18 protein-coding genes are annotated in these 19790 nt (G+C 42.7%); 3 read left to right on the forward strand and 15 right to left on the reverse strand.

The genetic code is table 11. The features are described from left to right. Positions 1-47: 47 nt before the first annotated feature. The 5 genes from LEP1GSC192_RS14835 to LEP1GSC192_RS14855 form a co-directional block, all read right to left on the reverse strand. Entirely contained in the window at positions 48-734 is a 687-nt protein-coding gene (locus LEP1GSC192_RS14835; RefSeq protein WP_020770686.1) for a hypothetical protein, read from the reverse strand. A gap of 81 nt (positions 735-815) precedes the next feature. Then, positions 816-1451, reverse strand: a complete 636-nt coding sequence (gene plsY, locus LEP1GSC192_RS14840) for a glycerol-3-phosphate 1-O-acyltransferase PlsY (protein WP_020770651.1) — start codon at positions 1449-1451, stop codon at positions 816-818. Then, on the reverse strand, positions 1448-2824 hold the full coding sequence (gene der, locus LEP1GSC192_RS14845; protein ID WP_020770884.1) for a ribosome biogenesis GTPase Der: 1377 nt from the start codon (positions 2822-2824) through the stop codon (positions 1448-1450). Before der ends, plsY begins: the two co-directional genes overlap by 4 nt. Continuing rightward, positions 2825-3307: an SsrA-binding protein gene (gene smpB / locus LEP1GSC192_RS14850; protein ID WP_020770603.1), complete on the reverse strand. Its 483-nt coding sequence runs from the start codon at positions 3305-3307 to the stop codon at positions 2825-2827. 34 nt (positions 3308-3341) lie between these two features. Further along, positions 3342-6371, reverse strand: coding sequence for an AAA family ATPase (locus LEP1GSC192_RS14855; RefSeq protein ID WP_036090353.1), 3030 nt, complete (start codon positions 6369-6371; stop codon positions 3342-3344). Positions 6372-6739: 368 nt separating this feature from the next. Between LEP1GSC192_RS14855 and LEP1GSC192_RS14860 the strand changes: the two genes are divergently transcribed. From LEP1GSC192_RS14860 to pdxH, 3 genes are read left to right on the forward strand one after another with little or no spacing between them, the layout of a single operon-like run. Continuing rightward, positions 6740-7855: a pyridoxal phosphate-dependent aminotransferase gene (locus LEP1GSC192_RS14860; protein WP_036090355.1), complete on the forward strand. Its 1116-nt coding sequence runs from the start codon at positions 6740-6742 to the stop codon at positions 7853-7855. Between the two features lie 9 nt (positions 7856-7864). Beyond that, positions 7865-8710, forward strand: coding sequence for an A24 family peptidase (locus LEP1GSC192_RS14865; protein WP_020770654.1), 846 nt, complete (start codon positions 7865-7867; stop codon positions 8708-8710). Positions 8711-8714: 4 nt separating this feature from the next. Continuing rightward, entirely contained in the window at positions 8715-9356 is a 642-nt protein-coding gene (gene pdxH, locus LEP1GSC192_RS14870; protein WP_020770805.1) for a pyridoxamine 5'-phosphate oxidase, read from the forward strand. On the opposite strand, the gene LEP1GSC192_RS14875 is transcribed toward pdxH, so the two are convergent. The 10 genes from LEP1GSC192_RS14875 to rimO all read right to left on the reverse strand — a co-directional run bounded on the left by LEP1GSC192_RS14875 (position 9353) and on the right by rimO (position 19788). Then, positions 9353-10558 carry a bifunctional 3,4-dihydroxy-2-butanone-4-phosphate synthase/GTP cyclohydrolase II gene (locus LEP1GSC192_RS14875; protein WP_020770886.1) on the reverse strand — a complete coding sequence of 402 codons (1206 nt, stop codon included), beginning with the start codon at positions 10556-10558 and terminating at the stop codon, positions 9353-9355. The genes pdxH and LEP1GSC192_RS14875 overlap by 4 nt on opposite strands. A gap of 237 nt (positions 10559-10795) precedes the next feature. After that, complete coding sequence (locus tag LEP1GSC192_RS14880; protein WP_020770716.1) at positions 10796-11401, reverse strand: riboflavin synthase; 606 nt, start codon at positions 11399-11401, stop codon at positions 10796-10798. Further along, positions 11386-12705: a bifunctional diaminohydroxyphosphoribosylaminopyrimidine deaminase/5-amino-6-(5-phosphoribosylamino)uracil reductase gene (locus LEP1GSC192_RS14885; protein WP_020770646.1), complete on the reverse strand. Its 1320-nt coding sequence runs from the start codon at positions 12703-12705 to the stop codon at positions 11386-11388. The genes LEP1GSC192_RS14880 and LEP1GSC192_RS14885 overlap by 16 nt, the downstream gene beginning before the upstream one ends. Then, the gene (gene secF, locus LEP1GSC192_RS14890) at positions 12702-13640 is read right to left on the reverse strand and encodes a protein translocase subunit SecF (RefSeq protein ID WP_020770734.1); all 939 of its coding nucleotides are present in this window, start codon (positions 13638-13640) and stop codon (positions 12702-12704) included. The genes LEP1GSC192_RS14885 and secF overlap by 4 nt, the downstream gene beginning before the upstream one ends. Next, positions 13633-15576, reverse strand: a complete 1944-nt coding sequence (gene secD, locus LEP1GSC192_RS14895) for a protein translocase subunit SecD (protein ID WP_020770776.1) — start codon at positions 15574-15576, stop codon at positions 13633-13635. Before secD ends, secF begins: the two co-directional genes overlap by 8 nt. A 10-nt stretch (positions 15577-15586) precedes the next feature. Further along, entirely contained in the window at positions 15587-16297 is a 711-nt protein-coding gene (locus LEP1GSC192_RS14900; protein WP_020770643.1) for an SRP-less Sec system protein, read from the reverse strand. A gap of 41 nt (positions 16298-16338) precedes the next feature. Continuing rightward, positions 16339-16677, reverse strand: a complete 339-nt coding sequence (yajC, locus tag LEP1GSC192_RS14905) for a preprotein translocase subunit YajC (RefSeq protein ID WP_020770750.1) — start codon at positions 16675-16677, stop codon at positions 16339-16341. Between the two features lie 54 nt (positions 16678-16731). Beyond that, positions 16732-17742 (reverse strand): anthranilate phosphoribosyltransferase, encoded by a 1011-nt coding sequence (trpD, locus tag LEP1GSC192_RS14910; protein WP_020770617.1) that lies wholly within the window; start codon positions 17740-17742, stop codon positions 16732-16734. Then, positions 17732-18466 (reverse strand): CDP-diacylglycerol--glycerol-3-phosphate 3-phosphatidyltransferase, encoded by a 735-nt coding sequence (pgsA, locus tag LEP1GSC192_RS14915; protein ID WP_020770675.1) that lies wholly within the window; start codon positions 18464-18466, stop codon positions 17732-17734. The genes trpD and pgsA overlap by 11 nt, the downstream gene beginning before the upstream one ends. Then, on the reverse strand, positions 18463-19788 hold the full coding sequence (gene rimO, locus LEP1GSC192_RS14920; RefSeq protein WP_036090359.1) for a 30S ribosomal protein S12 methylthiotransferase RimO: 1326 nt from the start codon (positions 19786-19788) through the stop codon (positions 18463-18465). Before rimO ends, pgsA begins: the two co-directional genes overlap by 4 nt. Between the last annotated feature and the right edge of the window lie 2 nt (positions 19789-19790).

Raw genomic sequence — 19790 nt, forward strand, 5'->3', positions numbered from 1 at the left:
TTTACAAAATTTAGACTATTTAGGGAGTTCTGTAAAGAAATAAATTTTTACAGAGCCTCGCCTTCCCAGCGAGGGTAGACCATCTCCTCTTCCTCTTCCGGGATGGAAGAACCTGCCTCATCCTCGAGTAATGTGAATCCCTTCGGCTCTCCAATGAATTCAGGAAAATATTCGAAGAATAATTTGGCTGCGATAATCCTTTTAGCAGCCGGATAATTCTGTTTGAATGTATCCGAGAAGTCCAACTCGGGTAATTGATGAAATTGGATCCTGTCTTCAAAATTAATAAAGTCCTGCTTGGTGAAACCGATGTTTCTGGAGACAATCTCGTCCTTGAGTAAGATCCAATCCAATTTGAATCTCATTCGATATCCTTGGAATGCGGAAGATCGTTGGATCAGATTTACGATTCTCATCAAAGGATATTCCATATTGTAATAAGGTGTAAGATATATCATTAGATATCTTTGGGAAAAACCGAGAGGTTCCCAAACATTTTCTGGAGAAATATTATGATCACCGTCGAATCTTAACTCTTCTAACATAGAGTGAAGCTCCGGAGCGTTCTTTTTTTCGGTATAAAATTCCTGGATAGCGACCTCTCCGAATTCTCCGTAATAGAGCCATTTGTATAGATCTTGGATCTCTGCCAAGGGATGGGCCTGCAAAAATCTATTGAGACTCTCGATCTTCTCTTCCCTGGTACGGTTTTCGTCTATCTCCTTATGAATCATAAAAACCTTAAGGAAGATTTTTAAATCCGGTTGCTTCCGAATTCAAGCTTAAAACCGGCCTTTGGAAATTTTAGAAAAAGTTTATTCTTGGTCTTTGGAATATTTTTCTTTGTCCGAAGCGAATTCTTGTCCTTTGAGCAAACGGATCAGATTGGTCCTATGAAGTACTAAGATCGTGAAACTAATACAGACGATCGCCCAAAAGATAGGCGTATTATAACTTTTTCCGTCTATAAGAGAAAGTAGATAGTAGGAAATAGGCAAAGTGATCGCTCCCCCTATGGAACCGATGGACACAAAACCGAAGATCTTTTTTAGAATTAAAAATACGATCAACGTAATGAGGATCGGACCGGGAGAAAGCACTGCAAATACTCCGAAGCTGGTCGCCACGCCCTTCCCTCCTTTAAATTTTAAAAAAGGAGAAAACATATGACCAAGGACCGCAGCCACTCCGCAAAAAAGGGGAAGGTATTCTTGGGAATCTTCGTATAAAAACCGTATCGCGAGAGGAAAAACGGCACCTTTTGCAATATCTAAAAGTAAAACGGGGAGTCCTATTTTCCAACCTAGCAAACGGGTAACGTTTGTGGCACCTATATTCCCGCTTCCTTTTTGTCTGATGTCTATTCCTTTCAACTTTGCGGCTAAAAACCCAAAAGGAACGGAACCTAAAAGAAAAGACGCAGGTAAGAAGAATAGATACAGTTCGTTCATTTCCGATCAGACCTCAATTCCAAACGGATCGGGATTCCCTTTAAATTATACTTTTCGGTCAGCTTCTTCTTAATGAATGTCAATAGATTGGATTTAAAATAATCCACATGGTTCACAAATAAGATCAAATGAAACGGAGAAACGGATACTTGGGTACAATACAACATCTTAGGAGGTTTGTTCGCGGAGAAAGACCTACCGGCTTCCGCCATCCATGCTCTGAGTGATTGGTTCAGTTCCGAGGTGGAGATCTTTTTCTTAGAACGGGATGCCAGATCGATGGTCATCTCCATCATCTTATGGATCCGCTGTTTTTCCTTAGCGCTTAAAGTGATGATCTGAATTTCTTTTAAAAGAGGAAACCTCGAATACAAACGTTCTTGGTAATTTTTAAAGGAATCGTTATCCTTATCTTCGATAGCATCCCATTTATTTACTGCGAGTAAAAAAGGTTTCCCTTCTTCTTGCAGCATTCCAACGATCTTTTTGTCGAATTCTCCGAAACCTTTGAGCGCGTCCAAAAGATGAATGACCACATCGGAATTCTGGATGGTTCTTTTAGTCCGTTGGTAAGAATAAAATTCCAAGGCTTCTGCCTTATCCGATTTTCTGCGGATACCTGCAGTGTCCGTGATACGGATCTTTTTGCCTTCGAAGGTGACTGTTGTATCGACGGAGTCTCTGGTTGTTCCCGCAACTTCACTCACAACCGCTCTATCATATCCGCAAAGTGCATTTAATAAACTGGATTTTCCAGCGTTCGGTTTTCCTACGATCGCAAGACTGAAGTCTTCAGTAGCCCCAGAGGAAATTTCCCCTTCTTCTGTGGTTTGGACTTTTCTTTTTGCGGTCGGCAGTAAGAATGCTATCTTTTCTAATAGAAGAGGAAGGTTCCTTCTTCCTATCGCAGAAATCGGGAGGATTTCCGACAGCCCCATCTTATAAAAAGAATCCAGGTCTTCTTCATCTTCCGGATGATCCACTTTGTTTACACAATATAAAACGGGGATCTGATTTAACTCCGGATCCTTTCTGAATTTATCAATGAGTCTGGAATCGTACGAAGTGACTTCTTTTAGATCCAAAAGAAAAACTACCAGATCGGATTCTGCGACTTGCCGGAAAGCATTTTCGAGAACCGCTTCTTCCAGACTTTCAGGCCTTTCTATATCCAAACCGGGTGTATCGCATAAGACGAAGTCTAGGCCCTTCTCCGGATTTAAAACACGAGCACGAAGAACATCACGCGTCACACCAGGATAATCCTCGGTAATCGCTAATTTCTTTTTCAGAAGTGCGTTGAATAAAGTGGACTTACCAACATTCTGGCGTCCTACGATACTTATAATCGGAACTCTTTTTTTAGAGGACATTTAAGAGTAATTCTTGGCCTTCATCGCTCTCGCGATTTCCAGTTTTGCGTCGCTTTTTTTCATATCTTCCCGTTTATCGTAGAGTTTTTTAGGTTTTGCTAATGCTAACTCCACCTTGGCCCAACGGTTATCCTTAAAATAAACTTTAGTAGCGACGAGCACCAATCCCTTTTCTTTGATCTGTTTATCTAACTTATCTATCTCTTTTCTATTCAAAAGAAGTTTGCGAGGACGGATATCCGGATGATTTGCATATCCTCCGTTCTTGTACGGAGTGATGGAAAAACCATCTAGGTAAACTTCTCCGTTTTTTATTTTTGCAAACGCATCGGTAAGGTTTGCTTTTTTTTCTCGGAGACTTTTGACTTCGGATCCGGACAAGACGATACCCGCTTCGATGAATGAGATCAATTCGAAGTTGAACTTGGCCTTTTTATTGACCAGAGGTTGAGGGCTATTGTCTTTTTCTTTTTTCGTTGCCATAGTTCCCAGGAGCGGGAATTCCCCGCGCTTACCGCTATCGGGAAGAATGGTGAGTGAGGATCAATCTTCCCAGTTCTGCTCCGATTAAATTCGGCATATTATAAAAGTTTTCGGAAGTGATTTGGATGGAATCCGGAAATAAATGCTCTGCAATATATCTGCGTCCCAATCCCACACCCAAAAACACGTAATTTTTATTCGAATGTTTTAGGATCTCGGCTTTTAGACGTTTATTATCCCGGGATTGGATCTCTTGCTCGATCTCCGTTTTACCCCTTTGTCCCCTAAAGTCCGAAATCATTACCAGTATTTTCGTCTGTGCCTCCGGGGAAAAGTAGGATTCTATCTGTTCTAAGAGCTGGTATTCCTCAATCGAGTCCCCTTGCCAGTCGGAACGGAGGGAATCGAACATCTCCTCCTCCTTTTTAGAATCAAAGTATTCGTCCATTCGTTTCACCTGGACGAGATCGATCCTGTCTTTTCGGTTCATTCTATCCGAATAAGCCGTTACGGAGAAGTTTACGTCATGTTCATCCAGGATATGAGCGCTAGAGAGCATAGCGGATAATGTGGCGACGGAATATTCGAAGTTGAAGATCCTACGCGACTTGGAAACGAGAAAGGCCACTTCTACACCTTTTAGTTTTTCCTCGTCCTTATCGATCGTGGTCTTATCGAATACCTTAGAGTCTCCTTTTCCGGAGAGAAAGGATATATATTTTCGAGTGTCGATTCGAGAACCTTCACTTCTATACATCCGATTGATGTCTATCTCCGGATCAAAAAGTCTTTCCAGGTTCAGTTCCACTTCTTCCAAACTACGCCCGAAAACTTCCTTAAATTCTTTGATGCTGGTTTGGATGGTGTATTCCCAAAGTATCCTACGTTTTGCTAAGAATGCTTTGTATAATTCTTCCGTGCGATACCCCCAGGCTCCGCCTCCGCCTGCAGGTTCTCCTTGGCCCATATTCCCTCTGGTCTCTTGTCCGTACCAGGCGTCGGGCCCTTCTTTCCTTTGGCCACCGGTTTCAGGAGTATTGATCTCCAGGCCTTCCCTTAATTCCCTTCCGGAGTTTTTGAGTTCCGCCTTTCCTGTTAGAGGCTCTCTTTTATGTAGTTCCGGATCCCACCAACGTTTCTTTTCGATTTCCGTAGAAGGGGTCAGAGTTTTTTTTTTCTTATCCTCCAAAGTTTGGAAGAAGTCCGATACGATCTCAATGCCTGATAAGGAGAATTCTAAAATTCTCTCCAATTCTTTTCTTTCTCCAGGATCGGAGACTTGGTTAGAGTAAGCGATCTTTCCGCCTCTAAAAGCAATCTCGCGCAGGCCCTCTTTTCCAAGAGACTCTTCCGCATAACGCAGTATATGATCTTTCCATTGCAGAAGATTAGAAAGTCCGAATGTATAAGGCATCAAATTCGCGGAACCGATCGTTCTCTTTTTGGAAAGATCCTTAATTTTAATATGGAACTCCGCCATTTTAGAGACAAGGTCTCCTTCAGGAAGATAGAAGTTTAGGATCTCTTGTAATGTCGCATTGTCTTCTAATTCTGGAAACAAAACGGAAGTGAATCTGTTACGAAAGGCTCTGGAAATGGTAGGTGTAGACTTGGTCTTTCTGAATAATTTCAGCGCGAATATGCGGGAATCTTCCTTCAAAGAAAGGGGTTTTTCTTCCGAACTTTCCGGAGGAAGAACGAGAGCTCTTGCATCATCCGTAAGCATATTCAATTTTTCGACTAGTTCGGCGCCAGCTGCTTCCAGGTTGGTGATGAGAATATTCCCACCTTCTCTAATTCCTTTGGTAAGTGGGCCGTCCACCCAACCTACTTGGGAACCGGCGATCGGTTTTAAAGCTCCTATAATATCCGCAGTATGGATCCCTTTACAAAGATGTACCGCTTCTAGAGGAACGCCGCTGATCTCTGTAAACAAAGGTAGAATGAGCTGAGGATCTTGTTCTTCGGAATATTCGATCAGAACATTTTCCTTAAATTGGACCGCTGAGTAGACCTTCTCCGCAAACTCTCTTAGCTTTAAAGGCATCGGAACCGAAGATAGAATTTCTTTTGCGGTTTTTTCGTTGGTAACATGGATCTCCTTATCGTTACAAAATAAGGAACTCTTATGCACTTCGAACTTAGGCTCCGGAAGATTCGGTTTGGATTTTAATCCGGTTTCTTTGAGCAGAAGTTCTATTTGGGAATTTCTATCTTCTTCCTTGCGGAAAGGTTCCACGTAAAAATTCCAAAGTTCTCGGAATCTAAGCTCGGGCTGATCCGCCTTTAAAGCCAGGATACGATTACAAAGTTTTTTGAGATTTCTAATATTGAAGTGATATTTTTCTAGATCACCTTTTCCTAATGTACCGGAGATCACTTTGGATTCGGTCTCCAAGGAAATACGGATACAGGATTTCAAAATATCGGTGTTCATGTTCGGATATAATTTTCCCAAAATGAACAGGATCTCGTCGGGAGTATGAGGATCTATGAATACTGTGGAATAATATCTGGTGATATCGAAAGGGAGCGGTTTACGTCCCTCGAATCCTTCCGAAGGATTTTGGGTTCCTATAAAATTAAAACCATCCGCACCGTGAATGCGTGATCCGTCTCCTTCGATCAGTTCTAGATAATTGGATTCGTACACTGTGGAAAAACGTTTGATGATATGAGGTGGACAGAGGTTCATCTCATCCGCCACAAAACTTGCGCCACTTCTGACAGCGGAAGTTAAAGGCCCGTCTCCCCAAGCGAATCCTTTTCCGTCCAATAGCAAACGATAAGAACCGATCAAATCTTCGGGAAGAGTGTCTTCGTTAAAGCTGAATCTTGCAGTCGGATGATTTCTCTTGAAGTTGATATAATAGATAAGTGCGTTTTTACCGACCCCTGCATCTCCAACAAGAAGCACAGGACGAGATTCCAGAAGAGGATACAGAATGTTTTGCAAATTCCGGATCGTGGAATCCGTTTCCACCAGATCGGAACCTAAAGAGCCGGAGTTATTTCCTAATTTAGACTTAGGTACTTTGATGCCGGCGATTGAAATTGTATCCATGTCCCCAAGATCCGGAAAGTGGAATTCCGAGGCAATCTCATTTCGTTATTTCTGAGAACGATTGGTTGGGAACTCCAACTGATTCACACGGAGACCACTAAGGAATTTCGCACAGAGACCACGGAGTTTGAAAGAGACTCAGAGTTAGGTTCACACAGAGACACAAAGGCACGGAGAGGAGTGATGTTGGAGTTCCCACGACAATCCCCCAAACTTATCCTATTCTCTGTGCGCTCTGTGACTCTGTGTGCCAGTATCTTAGTGTCTCATTCTTCTCTTTGTTCTCCGTGGCCTCTGTGCGAAAAAATTCTACTCACAAACTCAATTTCCGTTTGTTCATCAAACGGCTTCTACATTAGCGTATTTATATGAGCCAGAGTACCCTTGATTACGTACTAGCGCAAAGAATCCAAGGTTTGGATTCCTCAGCCATCCGAAAAGCATTCGAACTTGCCGGGACATTAAAAGACCCGATCAACCTTTCCATCGGACAACCTCATTTTCCCTGTCCTCCGAATATTATAGAAGCCGGGGTCAAAGCTCTACGTGACGGAAAAACCGCTTATACATTAACGGCAGGAATTCCGGAACTAAAAGAAGCTCTTTCCCAGAAATACAAACAGGAAAATCAGATCGATTACGCAAGTCCCGATCGGATCTTAGTCACTTCCGGGATCAGCTCCGCGTTTTTATTACTATTCAATTCACTTCTGAATGAAGGAGATGAGTGTCTAGTCGTTACTCCTCACTTCTTGATGTATCCTGCTTATATCAAAATTTACGGCGGAAAGATGCATACCGTTTCCGAAGATTTCCAACCGGAAGACCTGAACGCATTCAAGGATAAGAAGTTGAAGATCATCATTTTCTCCACTCCTTCCAATCCGACCGGAACAGTTTTAACTAAAAAACAACTAGCTGCACTTGCAGAACTCGCGGAAAAAACGGGAGCTTATCTCATCTCCGACGAGATCTACGAGAAGTTCGACTACGATAAATCATTCTTATCCATCGGGTCTTTTTATGAAAGAGCGATCACTCTTTCCGGATTTTCCAAAACCTATAGTATGACCGGACTTAGACTCGCATCCATAGTCGCTCCTGCTCCTATTATAAAAACATTAACCACTTTGCAACAATACACTTTGGTTTGTGCACCTTCCGTCACCCAATGGATGGGAATTGAGGCGCTCAAAACGGAAATGCAACCTTATATCGACGATTATAAGGAAAAAAGGGATTATGTTTACGAAAATCTAAAAGACCATTACCAACTGAAAAAAAGCGGGGGTGCGTTCTACTTCTTCTTAAAAATAAAGGAGAAGGACGATGATTTTATCGTACGAGCGGTAAAGGAAAAAAGCCTGATCCTAGTGCCCGGTTATATATTTGTAGATTCCAAAGAATATATCCGTATCAGTTTTGCTTCCGAATGGGAGAATCTGAAACGAGGTATAACCGCCCTAAAAGAATTGGCTTCTTAAGAGAATATTTTGGCGGAGTACTATACCGAATTCCCAAGTTTACTCTTATTTATATGGATAGGAGGCGTATTAGTCTCCTTTTCTATGGGAAGTTTTTATTCTACCCTGGCTTATAGGATCCTCAGATTTTATTATGGAAAAGAAAGAAAAATCGGCTCCAAACTTTTTAGACTTAAAAAGATCCTAATAGAACCTTCTGCCTGCGAGTCTTGCGGGAAAAAGATCAAAGGAGCCGCTATCATTCCGGTATTCGGGTATTGGATCTCCAAAAAAGAATGTAGTAACTGCAAGGCCCCGATCAATCCTCTATACTCTCTTGCGGAGGCGGTATTCGGATTATTATTCGTAGTTTCTTTTCTCTTTTCCGGAAAATTACTCGGAAGTTTTACATTCGTAGCTTTATGCGGACATTTGCTCATAGCGGCAAGTACCGACTTTAAAAAATTTTCCTTAGATTATGAAAATTTGCCCTTCATTCTTCTGTTTGGAACCTTAGCAAATTATCTACTATTCGATTCTGTTCCTGGCAAAACCGAATTAATCGTGTATGTTTCTTTCTCCGCCGTATTCTTTTTAGTGTATTTTATCTTTCCTACAGGAATGGGATTTGCGGACGCAATATTCGCGCCTGCATTCGCATTCTTATGCACCCATCCTTGGTGGATTTTTTTCTTAAACTCTTCTTACGGGATTGCGATCATAGTAACGGTACTAAAAAGAAAAAAAGGAGAGACCTTAAGGCAAGTCCCGATCCCGATGGGTGTATATTTTTCGATCGGACTAGCATTGACATTTCTGGCTAGAATGTTTTCAAATTCGGGTTTACTTCCCAACTGGGCGGATCTCATTCTATAGCAGTATGCAAAATAAGATCTCCGATATTCGTAACGAATATAGCAAAGCTTCTCTGGACGAAAAAGATATAGCAGATTCTCCCATCGATTTTTTTAAAACTTGGTTCGACCAAGCGGTCCGTTCCGAAGTCAGAGAGCCCACCGCAATGACTTTAGCGACTGTCCGAAAAGACGGAATGCCCGATGCAAGGATCGTTCTACTCAAAGGGATCGAAAAAGAGGGCTTCCAGTTTTATACCAATTATGCTAGCGCCAAAGGAAAAGAATTGGATTTTAATCCCAATGCTTGCCTTGTTTTTTTCTGGGCTGAATTAGAAAGACAGGTCCGTATCAGAGGAAAGATCTCCAAGGTTTCCAGACAAAATTCGGAAGAATATTTCCACTCTAGACCTTTCGCAAGCCAAATAGGAGCTCTTGCTTCTTCTCAAAGCGATCCGATAGACGACAGATCTATTTTAGATAAACATTATGAAGAACTGAAACTAAAATACGAAGGAAAAACGGTTCCCCTGCCTGAAAACTGGGGGGGATATATATTGGAAGCTTCTGAAATGGAATTTTGGCAAGGGCGAAGAAGTCGCCTACATGATCGGGTCTTATTCCGAAAAGTAGGCGCCGCTTGGACAAAAACCAGACTACAACCTTAGTTTAGTCCGAGTAGATGCCCCATTCTCATTTTTTTAGTGAATAAATAATGGTGATTATTCCCCGTAGGTTTGATCTCGATAGGGATACGATCCGTAACTTCCAGACCGTAACCTTCCAAACCCACGATCTTACGAGGATTGTTGGTTAGAAGTTTCATCTTACCGACGCCAATATCTTTCAAGATCTGAGCGCCCACTCCGTATTCTCGGAGATCGGGAGCAAATCCTAATTTCTCGTTTGCCTCTACAGTATCCAAACCTTGGTCCTGCATATTATAAGCCTTGAGCTTATTGATAAGACCGATCCCTCTACCCTCTTGTCTCATATAAAGAAGGATCCCCTTCCCTTCCTGAGCGATCATAGATAGAGCGGAATGGAGCTGAGGCCCACAATCGCAACGTCCGCTTCCGAAAATATCCCCGGTAAAACACTCGGAATGTACACGGACCATTACAGGTTCGTCTTTATCAATTTTACCTTTTACTAATGCAACATGGACCTTATCGTCTATGATAGTAGAATAAGCTCTGACGGAAAAATCCCCATACTCGGTAGGAAGAGTTGTCTCCACTTCCAGATGGATTAAATTTTCCTTTTTCCTTCTGTAACGGATCAGATCCTCGATGGTGTAAATATTTAGTCCGTGTTTCTCTGCGAATTTTTCCAGATCAGGAAGACGAGACATGGTTCCGTCATCGTTCATAATCTCGCAAATCACCGCGGCAGGATAAAGTCCCGCAAGTTTTGACAGATCCACCGAAGCCTCGGTATGACCTGCTCTTCTGAGCACTCCTCCGGAAACGGCCTGTAAAGGAAATAAATGACCGGGTTTCATCAGGTCGCCCGGAGTAGTATTCGGATCAATCAGGACTTGGATGGTAGTAGCTCTATCCTGGGCGGAAATCCCGGTAGTAGTCCCGTGTTTTGCATCGACGGAAACGGTAAATGCAGTCCCGTGTTTGTCACCTAAACTTAGGTCGTCCACCATTCTGTTCAGGCCGAGTTGCCTGAGTCTGTCCCCCTCCATCGGAAAACAGATGAGCCCCCGTCCGTAGGTGGCCATAAAATTTACCTTTTCTTTGTCGGTGAATTGGGCGGCACAAACCAGATCCCCCTCGTTTTCCCTATCTTCGGAATCAACGAGAATGATCATCTTCCCCGCTTTTATATCTTCGATTGCCTGTTCAATGGAGCCGATCATGATTCCACCTCATCTCTTGGACTGTTTTTTTTCCATGATAAATCCGGGCCAACTCGGAAAAGTGAGACTGATAGTTGGTAAATCGAACCAAGAATACCTGTCGGGGAATAAACTTCCGACCCTCTAATTTCGCACAGAGGTCACGGAGATCACTGAGGGGGAAATCGGAAAGTTCTCGATGTAGGAGTTCCTACAACTCTTTCTCTCCGTGCACTCTGTGTTCTCCGTGCGAACCCCTTAGCTGTATTTCCCGAGTTGCTCTAAGTATCTCGCAATCAGGTCTACTTCTAAGTTTACCTTGGCTCCGACTTTCCAGGCTTCGGAGGCGTTTGTGACATGTAGAGTTTCGGGGATTAAAACCAATTCGAATTCTCCCGGCTTGGAATCCACAATAGTGAGAGAGATCCCGTCCACAGTTACACTACCACGGACCGCAAAATATTTGGTGAATGAAGGATCGTGAGAAATTACAAACCTTCTTACATTGCCTGAATCTTTTTCCTCGGAAAGTAGAATCGTCCCCGTTAAATCCACATGGCCAGTCACAAAATGACCGCCCATTCTTGTATGGGGTTGGACTGACCTTTCTAAATTGATCTTTGTCCCGACTTGAAAACTTCCGAAATTGGTAAGTTCCAAAGTTTTGTAAGAAGAATAAAATTCGAATTTGTTCCCATTCTCTTGGAAAGAAGTTACGGTATGACATGCTCCGTTGACCGAAATAGAATCCCCATTTTTTAGGTCAGGATCTTTCCAAACGGTGGCTACTTTAAAAATTTTACCGTCACCTGTGTCTTGGACGGATTCGATTCTTCCGGTACATTCTATCAGTCCTGTGAACATCTTCCCACCCCCCAAAGATCGGAACCGAGTTCGGTCTTCCATTCCATGGAAAATTTCCCTGTCCATTCCGGCAAGATTCCTTTTGGAAAAGAAACAGTATTCGATTGGATCTCTAAGATCGCATCATCATCGATAAGGGCGGGAGAAAAAAGTCTGTATAGAAAATTTCCCCCTTCTACAAGCGCTGTGTTGATCTCCCAAAAATATAAAACCTCAAAAATCCTGGAAACATCCGAGTAGTCGACCTTCTCCAAAGAAAATTTGGAAAGGGTTTCTAACTTGCCGACAAAACTTGCATCGTACGTTTTTTTCTCATCCATAAAGAAAGCGGCATTCTTCTTTCCAATTCTATCGTTGATCCGATCTTGTTTTTCTAAAAAATTTTCACTGACGGAATTTTGTTCCGGCAAAAAGAAAACTCTTAGAGGTTGGTAATCCTTCTCTTTATCTTTATGGATCTGGAAAATATCCGGATCGGTAGAATGTTCCAAAACCGCTGCGACCAATCCGGAAAATCCTTTGTAGGAGTTCCTACTGAAGCTTTGATCCGCAGCGGCATTTAGGTTAGTATTTACATTTTGATGAATACCGGAATTTTCGGGCCCATACAAAATTTTCGGCGCGAGCTGCGGTAAAGCAGAAGGTATTCTAAAATCCAAACCCGGTTCATCCACTTTTACAGTATTCGGCCCGACCAAGATCGCATCCACCTTAGCTCGGATCATAGAGAGAAATATATCCGACTCAAGCGAGGAAATTTTCTCCCGGAGCCCTTCTCCTGAACTGAAATAACCTTCCTTGCTGAGAGAAGTTTTTAGCAATAGAGCCGGTCTTTTTCTTTCTATCCTGGACTTAAACCCGAATAAAAATCCGGAAGCAATTTCGGCTAACTCAGGATTTTCGAAAACTTGGATACCTATTTCTGCGAGTTTATTCAAACCGGAATGGGTAGAAACCAAAGGATTCGGATCCTTCCATCCGTATTCCAAACGAACCGGTTTTTCTTCTAAGAATAGATCGATACAAGGAGGAGTTTTACCGTAATGAGAACAGGGTTCTAAGGTTACATACGCATTATGAGAAGGTTTTTTTCCGTTCGGAAATTTTTCCCGAAACAGACGATAGGCTTCTCTTTCAGCGTGATTCTGTCCTGTTTTTTGTGTGGAAGCGGAAGCTAAGATCTCTCCGGTGTTGGCATCCTCCAAAACGCATGCCACCGGAGGGTTCGGACTGGAATATCCGGTGGAGACAAAGGAATAACGGATCAGTTCCTCCCGAATTTTTTCCGGGAGGAAAGAGTTCAAGAGCGTTTCCACCTCTTGTACAACGAATCGTAGATGTCAACGAGAGGTGCCGCGATAAATACCGAGGAGAATGTTCCAAGGATGATCCCGAAGGTAAGAACATAAGCAAAGTCATACAACTCCACAGCTCCCCCGATGATAATCGCAACCACGGAGATCAATGTAGCCACGGAAGTATTAAAGGTCCTCGCAAGTGTTTGGTTAATCGAAATATTGATCACTCGGGAGAAAGTATCTCTTAAATTTCCGGCATTTTCGCGGATCCTATCGAATACCACGATCGTATCATTGATCGAATAACCTAATAAGGTAAGAAGCGCCGCAATGATAGGAACGCTAGGTTTGATCTGGAAAAATCCGATAAACGCGATCGTAATCACTAAGTCGTGAATGAGAGCCAAAATCGCACCCAAGGCAAACTTGAATTGGAAACGGAAACTCAAATACAACATGATAAAGAAAAGAGTTAAACTTAATAGAGAAACCCCTGTGGAAGTCAACTCGGCTCCTACTACGGAACCGACTTGATTCGCGGAGAGGATTTTCTTTTTTTCTAATTTAAAGTCTTCTTGTAAAAGTCCGATCAAAGCATCGATCGCGGATGCTTGTTTTGCTTCTATACTGTCTTTCCCTTTTCTTTCGTTATAAAGTTCTTTGATCTGATCTACGGAACCAAGGCCAATATCGATCTGGTAATCGTTCTTTTCCTTATCCATTAGGACCAAAACAGCTTCCAATTTTTTTGAGGAGAAATACTCCTCCAAATTTTTACGTTCCACATTTTCAGGAAACTCTACAACGGCTCTTAAACCGCCGTCAAAATCCAAAGAAGTAGCGAATCCGCCGTATTTTCCGAAAGTAACTCCGAATCCGACTATCATCAGAATAGCAGAGAAAGTAATGGATACGTATTTATATTTTATAAAATCAAACATTTTTGGACTCCAAAGTTCTGAATCCGATCCGGAGATTACGAACTCCGAATTTGTTTACTAATAAATCCATGATCATTCTACTCAAGAACAAGGATGTGAACAAAGAGGTTACGATACCCCAGCAAAGAGTGATCGCAAATCCTTTGATCGGTCCGTTCCCTAGTTTGATCATCAAGATCCCGGAGATCAAAGTGGTTACGTTACTGTCCATGATCGTCCAGAAAGCGTTCTCAAAACCTTGGGCAACCGCGGCCGAAACATGTTTTCCGGATGCCAATTCTTCTTTGATCCTTTCATAAATAATCACGTTCGCGTCCACCGCCATACCCACAGTTAGGATGATCCCTGCAAAACCGGGCAAGGTCAAAGTGAATCCCATCAGTGAAAGTAGAGCCATAAGTATGATAACGTTCACAAGAAGCGCGATATCCGCAACCAAACCGGACAATCTGTAGATGACCAGCATGAACACGATCACAAGAGCAAATCCTAAAAGGACCGCTTTTAATCCTACTTCGATGGATTCGATCCCTAAGGTAGGACCGATAAATCTCATCTCTAAAACGTTTAATGGGATCGGAAGCGCTCCCTCACTGATCACATTTGCGAGATCCGTGGCTTCTTTTTGTCCGAATTCTCCGTCTATCTGAGCGTTACCGCCAGCGATCGGACTACGAATTACAGGATCTGAAATGACCTTGTCTCCCCAAACGATCGCAAGTTGTCTTCCTACGTTTTTAGAAGTGATATCAAAAAACTTTTCCGCACCTTGAGAAGTTAAGGAGAAGGAAACGTAATACGAAAGTCTGTTCTGGTCGTAACTCTCTCGAGCATTTCTCATGTCCTTTCCGTCTAGGGAAATCGCTCTTTCCAAAACCACAAATTCTCTAGGAAGAAGGGATGCCTTAGGATTATTCGCTCTGGACCATTTTACGTACAGTTTATATTTTTCAGGAATATTATACTTCTTCTCCATAGCTACCAGGAATCTGTCCTGCTCGTCTCTTCCTAGTTTCTGTTTTACGATATTCTGGAATTTTACGATCTCGGTTTCTTCCCTTTTTCCCTGGCTCATGAGTTTCATTTCTTCAAACTCAATGGCATCGTGGTACGTACCTCTGGAATTCGGATTATTAGGATCGGAAGGCTCTCTCAATCGGTATTCTACGGTTTCAGTGTTTCGGATAATGTCTAAGATCTGAGAAGAGTTGCTTACTCCCGGTAAAGAAACCTCGATTGAATCTTGGTCCTTTTGGATACGCACCTGAGGTTCGGTCAGGTTTTGGTTGGTTAACCGATTGTCTATGATCAGTTTTGCTTTTTCCAACTCTGCCAGTTTTCTGCTAGGAGTTAATTCGAAATAACTTTCAATCTCCTGCAGTTTGTCCTGAGCTTCTTTTCTTTCTTTTTCGGAAAGACCAGGATCGTCTTTTTTACGAGTAAGTTCTTCGATCTCTTTCGAATAAGAATCTTTTAATTTGGAAGTATAATCGTCGAAATCACCTTTCAGAACGACTCTCATTCCACCTTGTAAATCCAATCCTAAACGGATCGCAAGCGGTCTTCCGCCGAAAATATATTCTTCTACCCAAGTAGGCCTAAGTTTGTTCTTAGGTTCTAAGATCAATTCCTGGTTTTCCTGAGAAAGCTGGTTGATCTTTGCGGAAGTGATAAATCTTCCTTTGACTAAATAATAATCCTGCTCCGGAAATACGCTTGGATCAGGCTCGATCTGCCATGCGCCTTGCGGGTTATAATCGGCTTTCCATCTTTCCGCAAAATTGGAAAGTAATTCTTTGCGGGTATTTTCCGGTAATTGTTTAAATTCTTTTCTTACTGCTAGTTCCAACTCCCTTTCGGCGAAGTTCGGGTAAAGAAGCGTCAATGACGCTGCCACTACCAATATTGGAACGAAAATCCATTGGACAGATTTCAAATTCGGACTCCTAGTCTCTTCTCACTTTGTTGATGGTCACCGGGGAACGCCGAGTGACGCGTGCGCCTTTGGCTCTGAATTGGTATAAAGCAAAAGCAAGTATAATGGCGATGATGATGATCGCTTTTTTATGTTCGGAGAAAAATCCGGCTATGGCTCCCTGCTCTTTTTGTTCCGCAGCCTTTTTTTTCTCTTCTTCTTTTTTCTTATCGTCTCCGAGTTTTAGGATCTCTCCCAACTTCTCACGGATAGAAATATCTTCCTTAGGTAAAGAAGAAACGTTTGCGTTATATCCCGGAAGATTTCTCGGACTTAAAGTTGTTTCTTCATTGAGCCAGTACGGCTTTTGGATCTCCGCGGAAACTTCCGGATTAGAAACTTCTTTGTTTAAATTTCTCTCGGTGGTCTCGTTCGGTCCGTTGGGATCCCCGGAATTTTTTCCCTGAGTCGGATCTTCCGGTGCGATTTCCGGATCTACTTTTTTCTTAGGCTCGGATTCTTTCTGCTCGGTCTCTTTGGACTCTACAGCCTTCTTCTTTTTGCCTGCATTCTTCTTTACTTTTTTCTTTCTAGAAGCTTTTGCAAGAGGAGTTTTTTTGGAAGAAGTGGTTGTCTTCTTAGGTTCGGAAACCTTATCCAAAAAATCGATTTCTTCTCCGTCCTGTCCGAAAATCGGAAAGGCCAAAGAGATGGAAAGAAGGAAGCATAGGATCTTATTCATGATACGCACCGGTTATACTGATACTATCGGAAAGACGGAAATTACGCCTCTTTCTCTTTTTCCTTCTTCCTTAAAATCGTGCTGGAATTGAAGGTAACATTGGTGTCTTTCGCGATTGCCAAAACCACTGACTCGTTATTATCCTTAAATTCCACGACCTTGCCATGAATCCCGGAAGAAGTGATAACCACGTCCCCTTTTTGTAGACCCTCGATCATCGCCTTTCTTTTCTTTTCCTCGTTTCTTTGAGGACGAATCACGATAAAATACAGGATGATAAATAGGATCGGGATAAATAATAGAGTATTAAATCCGCCTCCCTGAGCTCCTGCCGGATCCGCTTGGGCTAATAAGAATACATTTTGAAAATTGCTAAGCATGTTGAAACCTGTGCTTCCTTTTTTGGTCCTTTTTGAGACCAGTATTTTCCTTTATTATCCCTTGGTAATTAAATTTTGAAAGAAGGCGCCCGTTTTTCCGGAAGCCAACTGTTCTAGTGCAATTTTGTATCCATCTAGGATAGATGGGGCCTTTCCCAAGGTAAAAAGCCCTGCTCCCGCATTTAAGGCGACCGCATGAGTGCCGGCAATCTTCTCCCCGGCTAGGATTTTTCGAGCCAAGGACTCCGCTTGGTCCGGGCCGCTCGTAAATACTTCCGCAGGATTTAGATCTTTTAGGCCTAGATCTTTCGGATCAAAGTCTTTTCGCGAGATAATTCCATCTTCCAATAGAGTATAGTCCGTTTTTTCGAAAATGGAAAATTCGTCCAAGCCGTCTCGGGAATGACATACTAAGGCCCTTCTCAAACCTAAACCTTGTAGAACCCGGATAAAAGTTTCCGTCAATTCGGGTTCGTACACTCCAATAATCTGGTATTGAGGTGAGAATGGATTACTTAACGGCCCGATCATATTGAATAAGGTCCGAAACCCCAATTCTTTTCGGACCGGACCTGCAAACTTCATGGACGGATGCCACATCGGAGCGAATAAAAAAGCAAATCCGTTTTCTACTAAGTGGGTCTCCACTTCCTCTTGGGTCTTCTCCGTATTATAACCTAATCTTCCGAGTATATCGCTGGAACCGGTATGAGAAGAAACGGAACGATTTCCATGTTTTGCCACCTTGATCCCTAAAGAGGAAAGAGTGATTGCAGAAAGTGTGGAAATATTCACGGTTCCTTTTCCGTCTCCGCCTGTCCCACAAGTGTCCAGCATATCGAAAGGAAAAACGGTCTTCGGTTTAAGCGCGTTCCTGCGAAGCGCTAGACAAAAACCCAAGAGTTCGTCTACGGTTTCTCCCTTTGCTCTCATTGCGGTCAAAAAGGATGCAAGAAGGATCTCCGACACTTCTCCCTTCATTACGGAATTGATCGAAGTTTCCGCTTCCGAAACTGTAAGATTCTTTTTTTCCAGGACTTTGATGATAGCTTGTCTAATTTCCATTTTTACCGAATGCCCTCCGTATAGAGCTGTAACGGATCACTTCCCTGTTCGAGATCAAATAACGTATTCCGGAAAGTACAGTGATGAGAGTGGTCAAAAGCATTCCGAAATACGGAACAAATCCACCCAATCCGAAAACCAATTCGTTCCAGCCGGGGGCACCGTTTTCCTTCCAAACCTTCACGAATGCAACCGCGTTTTCGGAAGCGATCCCAAAAACGGTCATACCGGCAAGTTTGCCGCTTTGATAGACCTCGTTGATCAGTATTCTTTTATTCGAAGAAACTAATATGAAGAAGATCAAGATCAGAATAATCGCTCCCATCTGGAAGGCGGTTTTTACCTTTCCAAGCATGGTAGTCCGGATGGATTTACCCAAACGGATCGCAAGATATCGTAAAGTGGTAATGAGCATATCCCTTCCGATGATCAGGATAACCATCCATAGTTCGATTTGTTCATGCAGAAAAATGAATGTGGTAAAACAACCTACAACAATGATCTTATCCGCAAGAGGATCCAGGAACTTTCCGAACTCGGTCTCTTGTTTCCATTTTCTGGCCAGATAACCGTCTATAAAATCGGTGATCGATGCCAGAGAAAATAAGACCAAAGCGGCAATATGATACGCCTGTTCCTTCTGGTACAAAAACCAGATAAAAAAAGGAAGAGATGCGACTCTTAGTACGGTAAGAGTGTTGGGTAAGTTTATATTCGGATTCAAGATTCCAACCAAGTTCCCATCATGTCGTATTCGTAGAAGGATTCGATTTTCACTTTTCCGATCGTTCCCGGCTTCAAGGAAGGATCTTCCACATACACCACTTCGTCTATTTCGGGAGCGTCTTGTAAACGTCTGACGATTGCGGTGTTTCCTTCGAGTCCATCCACGATCGCAGTATACGTTTTTCCGATCCTAGATTCATGGATCTCTTGCAGGATTTTCAAATGAGCGTCTCGGATCAGATTGATCCTTTTGGCCTTCTCTTTATCGGAAACCGTTTGGGTTAGATCCGCACCTTTGGTTCCTTCTTGGGGAGAATAAGAGAATAAATTCAGTTTTTCCGGGCGAGTTTCTTCCACAAAACGTAAGATCTCATCCACATCTTCTCCGGTCTCTCCAGGAAAACCTAAAATGAAAGAAGTTCTGATCTCCAAGTCCGGTCTCACTTCTCTTGCAAGAGAATACAGATCCCTGAATTGGGAATATCCACCGCTTCTATTCATGTTTTTTAATACTCTTTCGGAAACATGTTGGAGAGGGGATTCCAGATAAGGAGCGATCTTTGGAGTTTCTCCCATAAGCCTCAGGATCTTTTCCGTCTTCTTGTCAGGATATAGATACAATAATCTTAATATTTCCAGGTTCTCAATATCCGAGACCGCTTTGATCATCTCCAGAAGTTTGTCCGAGTCCTTTCCGTAATAGACAGTATCTTGAGAAACAAGACAAATCTCTTTTGCTCCTGCCGCGATTGCTCTTTTGGTATCTTGGATGATCTCAGCCAAAGGAGAATCCACGAATTTTCCACGAAGAGAAGGAATGATACAGAATGCACAACCTCTATTACATCCGTCGGAAACCTTTACATAAGCGTAAGGTTTGGAGTAATTTTCTATCTCGGGAGAAAGTTTCATTCTCTCAACGATATCCGAATTAAATTCGGTTTTTGCAGGAGAAGAGATTTCTCGGCGGAAAGCTTCTTTGATGATCTTTCCGGCCTGGGAATATTTTCCGGTCCCGAAAACCAGATCCACTTCCGGAATTTCTGCGGAGATATCCTTAGGATATCTTTCCGCAAAACATCCTACAACGACCAGTTTCTGGCCTTCTTGTTTTTTAGCTTGGGCAGCGCCCAAAATTGTTTGGATGGTTTCTTCCGTTGCCGAGCGAATAAAAGTACAGGTATTGATCAGATGGAAGTCGGACTCTTCCGGTTTTGTAGCCGGAAGAAAACCTTCCTCCAAAAGAGAATGGTGCATGCTCATGGAGTCCACGGTATTTTTGGGACATCCAAGAGTGGTGATGTAGAACTTTTTATCCAACC

The organism is Leptospira sp. B5-022, assembly GCF_000347035.1.
Lineage (GTDB): Bacteria > Spirochaetota > Leptospiria > Leptospirales > Leptospiraceae > Leptospira_B > Leptospira_B cinconiae.

Coding starts and splice junctions, on each gene's coding strand:
- LEP1GSC192_RS14835 (WP_020770686.1), bottom strand. CDS start 734: ATGATTCATAAGGAGATAGACGAAAACCGTACCAGGGAAGAGAAGATC.
- plsY (WP_020770651.1), bottom strand. CDS start 1,451: ATGAACGAACTGTATCTATTCTTCTTACCTGCGTCTTTTCTTTTAGGT.
- der (WP_020770884.1), bottom strand. CDS start 2,824: ATGTCCTCTAAAAAAAGAGTTCCGATTATAAGTATCGTAGGACGCCAG.
- smpB (WP_020770603.1), bottom strand. CDS start 3,307: ATGGCAACGAAAAAAGAAAAAGACAATAGCCCTCAACCTCTGGTCAAT.
- LEP1GSC192_RS14855 (WP_036090353.1), bottom strand. CDS start 6,371: ATGGATACAATTTCAATCGCCGGCATCAAAGTACCTAAGTCTAAATTA.
- LEP1GSC192_RS14860 (WP_036090355.1), top strand. CDS start 6,740: ATGAGCCAGAGTACCCTTGATTACGTACTAGCGCAAAGAATCCAAGGT.
- pdxH (WP_020770805.1), top strand. CDS start 8,715: ATGCAAAATAAGATCTCCGATATTCGTAACGAATATAGCAAAGCTTCT.
- LEP1GSC192_RS14875 (WP_020770886.1), bottom strand. CDS start 10,558: ATGATCGGCTCCATTGAACAGGCAATCGAAGATATAAAAGCGGGGAAG.
- LEP1GSC192_RS14880 (WP_020770716.1), bottom strand. CDS start 11,401: ATGTTCACAGGACTGATAGAATGTACCGGAAGAATCGAATCCGTCCAA.
- secF (WP_020770734.1), bottom strand. CDS start 13,640: ATGTTTGATTTTATAAAATATAAATACGTATCCATTACTTTCTCTGCT.
- LEP1GSC192_RS14900 (WP_020770643.1), bottom strand. CDS start 16,297: ATGAATAAGATCCTATGCTTCCTTCTTTCCATCTCTTTGGCCTTTCCG.
- yajC (WP_020770750.1), bottom strand. CDS start 16,677: ATGCTTAGCAATTTTCAAAATGTATTCTTATTAGCCCAAGCGGATCCG.
- trpD (WP_020770617.1), bottom strand. CDS start 17,742: ATGGAAATTAGACAAGCTATCATCAAAGTCCTGGAAAAAAAGAATCTT.